This window comes from Pedobacter nototheniae (assembly GCF_032678625.1).
GTDB classification, from domain to species: Bacteria; Bacteroidota; Bacteroidia; order Sphingobacteriales; family Sphingobacteriaceae; genus Pedobacter; species Pedobacter nototheniae_A.
Genome location: NZ_JAVTSO010000016.1, coordinates 1 through 3,376, shown reverse-complemented (window position 1 = coordinate 3,376; position 3,376 = coordinate 1). Strand labels below are relative to the sequence as shown.

2 protein-coding genes and 1 pseudogene are annotated in these 3,376 nt (G+C 41.1%); all 3 read left to right on the top strand.

The features are described from left to right. Positions 1-1,618: hypothetical protein (locus R2Q77_RS20950; protein WP_316805658.1), on the top strand; the 1,618-nt coding region annotated here is incomplete at its 5' end. Position 1,619: 1 nt separating this feature from the next. Next, entirely contained in the window at positions 1,620-3,077 is a 1,458-nt protein-coding gene (locus R2Q77_RS20945) for a CshA/CshB family fibrillar adhesin-related protein (protein WP_316805657.1), read from the top strand. 2 nt (positions 3,078-3,079) lie between these two features. After that, positions 3,080-3,376, top strand: a pseudogene (locus R2Q77_RS20940) (hypothetical protein); the annotation flags it as partial.

Below are 3,376 nucleotides of genomic sequence, written 5' to 3'. Positions count from 1 at the left end.
CGATGTGACCCCGGGAAGTGATAAAGTTACTTTAGGAGGAACACCAACAGGTGCGGCACTAAAAGCATTCACAATTGATGTTGATGAAACCAAATTAAACCTGGCAGCAAACCAGATTAAAGGTGGCACTACGGGCCAGGTGATGGTTGTTGGTGCAGGCAATACAGGTTCGTGGGTAGATCAGTCTACTTTAGTACCGGTTACAACAAATACTTTGGTTAATAACGGTACAAATACTTTAACATCTACGGTAAATGGCAAAATTGCGACAGCATCAGCAGTTAATAGTGTTGCAAATGGCCTAAGCGGTACTAATTTAACAACTACTGTTAATGGTGTTGCAGGCACTGCGATTGATTTAAAGCCAGCAATTACTGCTGCCAGTTCCCATACTTTAAGTAATCCTTTAAATACAATTACTTCAGTAGTGAATGGAATTAGTGTAACCGCTCCGGCTGTAAACACGGTTGGAAATACTTTATCGGGCGCTAATTTAACAACAACTGTTAATGGTGTAGCTTCAGCTACGGCCTTGGATTTAACACCTGCTATTCAGGCAGGACAAAAAACAAGTTCAGTAATTAGTGGAACAACCACCACGGTTACTTCTGCTGCGAGTACAGGTAATCCAAATAACACGGAATATAAAGTAGAAGTGAAGGATGCAGCAATTCAATCAGGACAATTAAAAACAACATTATCAAATGGTACAAACACCACAGCTGTGGGTACTACCACAGGTAATGTAACCGATTACAAGGTAAATGTGGCCACTGCAAGTGGTACAACCTTAGGTGTTGTAAAACAGGGCGACGGAACAGTTGTGGTGGGTACTGATGGGGCACTTTCAGTTCCTTCAAGTGTAATTACAAACGCGCAAAAAACAACAACGGTTATTGCCGGAACCAATACAACGGTAACACCTGCAACTCCAAATGCGACCGGAAATACTCAATATACTGTTAATGTAGCTACTGCAAGTGGTACAACTTTAGGTGTGGTAAAACAGGGCGACGGAACAGTTGTAGTGGGAACAGATGGAGCACTTTCCATTCCGGCTACTACTATAACAAATGCAATAACAGCTGATAATGGTTTAAATAAATCTACTACAAGTAATATTCAATTGGGTGGTACGCTTACAAAAGCAACAACAATTGCAACCGGCGGATCAACCACCCCGGCAAATACATTAGCCGTTAGTGGTTTACAAACCGGGGCAACAACCGATAAAATTGTGGTGGCAGACCCAACAACGGGTGTGCTAAAACAAGTTGCCGCTGCAATGCCTAAATTCTTTTATATGCCATCAGTTATCGTTCCAACAGCTGCAGATCAGTTTGTTGCAGAATCAGGTATCAGTGGCGAATCATTTGGAACAATAAACTTATATGCAAGATATAACAAACAATTTGGCACGCCGGCGGTAAGCAGTACCGGAGCGCCTGCACTGCCTGTTATTCCTGCCAATCAATTATATTTCTATGTAACCTGGTACGATACATCTGTTTTTGCTTCTGTATCAGTTTCAGCCACGGGTGTATTAACGTATACCGTACAATCAAATGCAGATGTTACAGCAGGATCTTTTATGAATATTGTTTTTGCAGTTAAATAAGATGAACAGAATAATATTAAAAAAAGTATCACTTATATTGCTGCTTGTTGCTTTTAGCCATGTTGCATTTGCACAATGTTTCCCTACGCAACCAAAAACTGCAGCTTTTGCCACCGGTGGAACAAGTAAAAATAAAAACCAGGTTTTATGGTTAACCTGGGGTTCAACACTGGCAAATGTAGCTACTTATCCTTATGGAAGATATGATCAGCCTTTGGTTAATGGTTCCGCATCCTATGCTTCTATTGATGTTGGTGGCGGTAGGTACCTGTGTGTTCAGGCTGTAATTTCCGGGTTAATAGGCAGTGATATTAAAAGTTATGCGCCAGGAAATTACTCAGGTGATTCAATGGATGATATGTATAATATTGGTGGCACCGGAACCAATAACAAACTTATAAACGGCATACGGAATGGTACTGATGGTGGGTTATCAACCTTTACGGTAACATGTACAGCTACCTTAGATGGTGTGCCGGTAAAGCTGGGCGGAATGGTAATTGGTGATGCGGAATCTTTAGCAGCACGTGAGTACTTTAATGCTACGGCAGATGGAAAATGGAATATTGTAGAATTGCAGAAAAATTTAAGCAGCGGTGCTTACCAAATCCGTAAGGTAAATGTAACACCTGGCACACAACAAAGAATTGAATTTGTTTCAGGTAACGACAACAATACTGCAGCAGTTTCTTTTTTAACCTTTAACCAAACGGCTTATGCAGCTACTACTTTTGATGTTTCATTTAGTGTAACCTTAAAAGGCGGTGGGTTAACGGCCATTGCATTGGGCTTATTGCCTCCGGGGGTTGATGGTGGTGATGCACCTGCATCGTACGGTTCGCCATTGCATATGATTGATGCTTTGGCTATATCCAGTGATGGGATCAGTGCTACAACCGCTCTTGGTGCAACAACTAATTTAAATACAAGTGCTTATACTCCGGGAGCACTTATTCCACCAGTATCAGATTTTTTAGGCACTACAGGCCCCGATATGGATACAGGTCCTTTATTTAGTAAAGATGCCATGGGAGATAACAATAACGGAAGTGCTGGCGTGAATGAAGAAGATGCATGGCCGGCTAAATACAAAAGTTTTTCTTATAAGGCTAATTATATGCCTGGCAATATTATTACAGCTGCAATTCCATATAAGGGCTCAGAGGATGCTTACATTTCTGGATGGATTGATTTTAACCAGAACGGTATTTTTGAAGATAGTGAAAGGGTTACTGTTGCAGCACCTGCAAATCAAACTTCTGTAAATTTAACCTGGACAGTTCCTATTTCAAGAGTAGTGAGAAGTACTTATGTGCGTTTACGCTATGCAAAAAATCAAAATGACCTTTTATCTCCTACAAGTGCAACACCAGGTGGAGAAGTAGAAGATCATAAAATTTTTATACAGGGCCCCGCAATAACAAATCCAATGTTACCCAGTAAGGCAAAGAAAAATTAATTATGAAATCATATCCTATGACGATCATATTCAGAATATTATTACCAGCCTTATTGCTTTTCAGCGGCTTAAGCAGTTATGGCCAAAGTGGGGTAGGGAGCATGACGGTAGATGAATCTACGGTTGTTGTTTCTGCGGGCACTACAGAGCAGCGCTTTAGCGAAGGCACTTATTTTGGGCCAAAAGCAAACTGGGAAATCAATGGTACTTTAGAAATTTACAGCAAGAATGTTTGGATAGCGGCCGGAGCTACTTTTAGCGGGAGCGGGAAAATCATCATCTATAATCCAGGGAGCAAC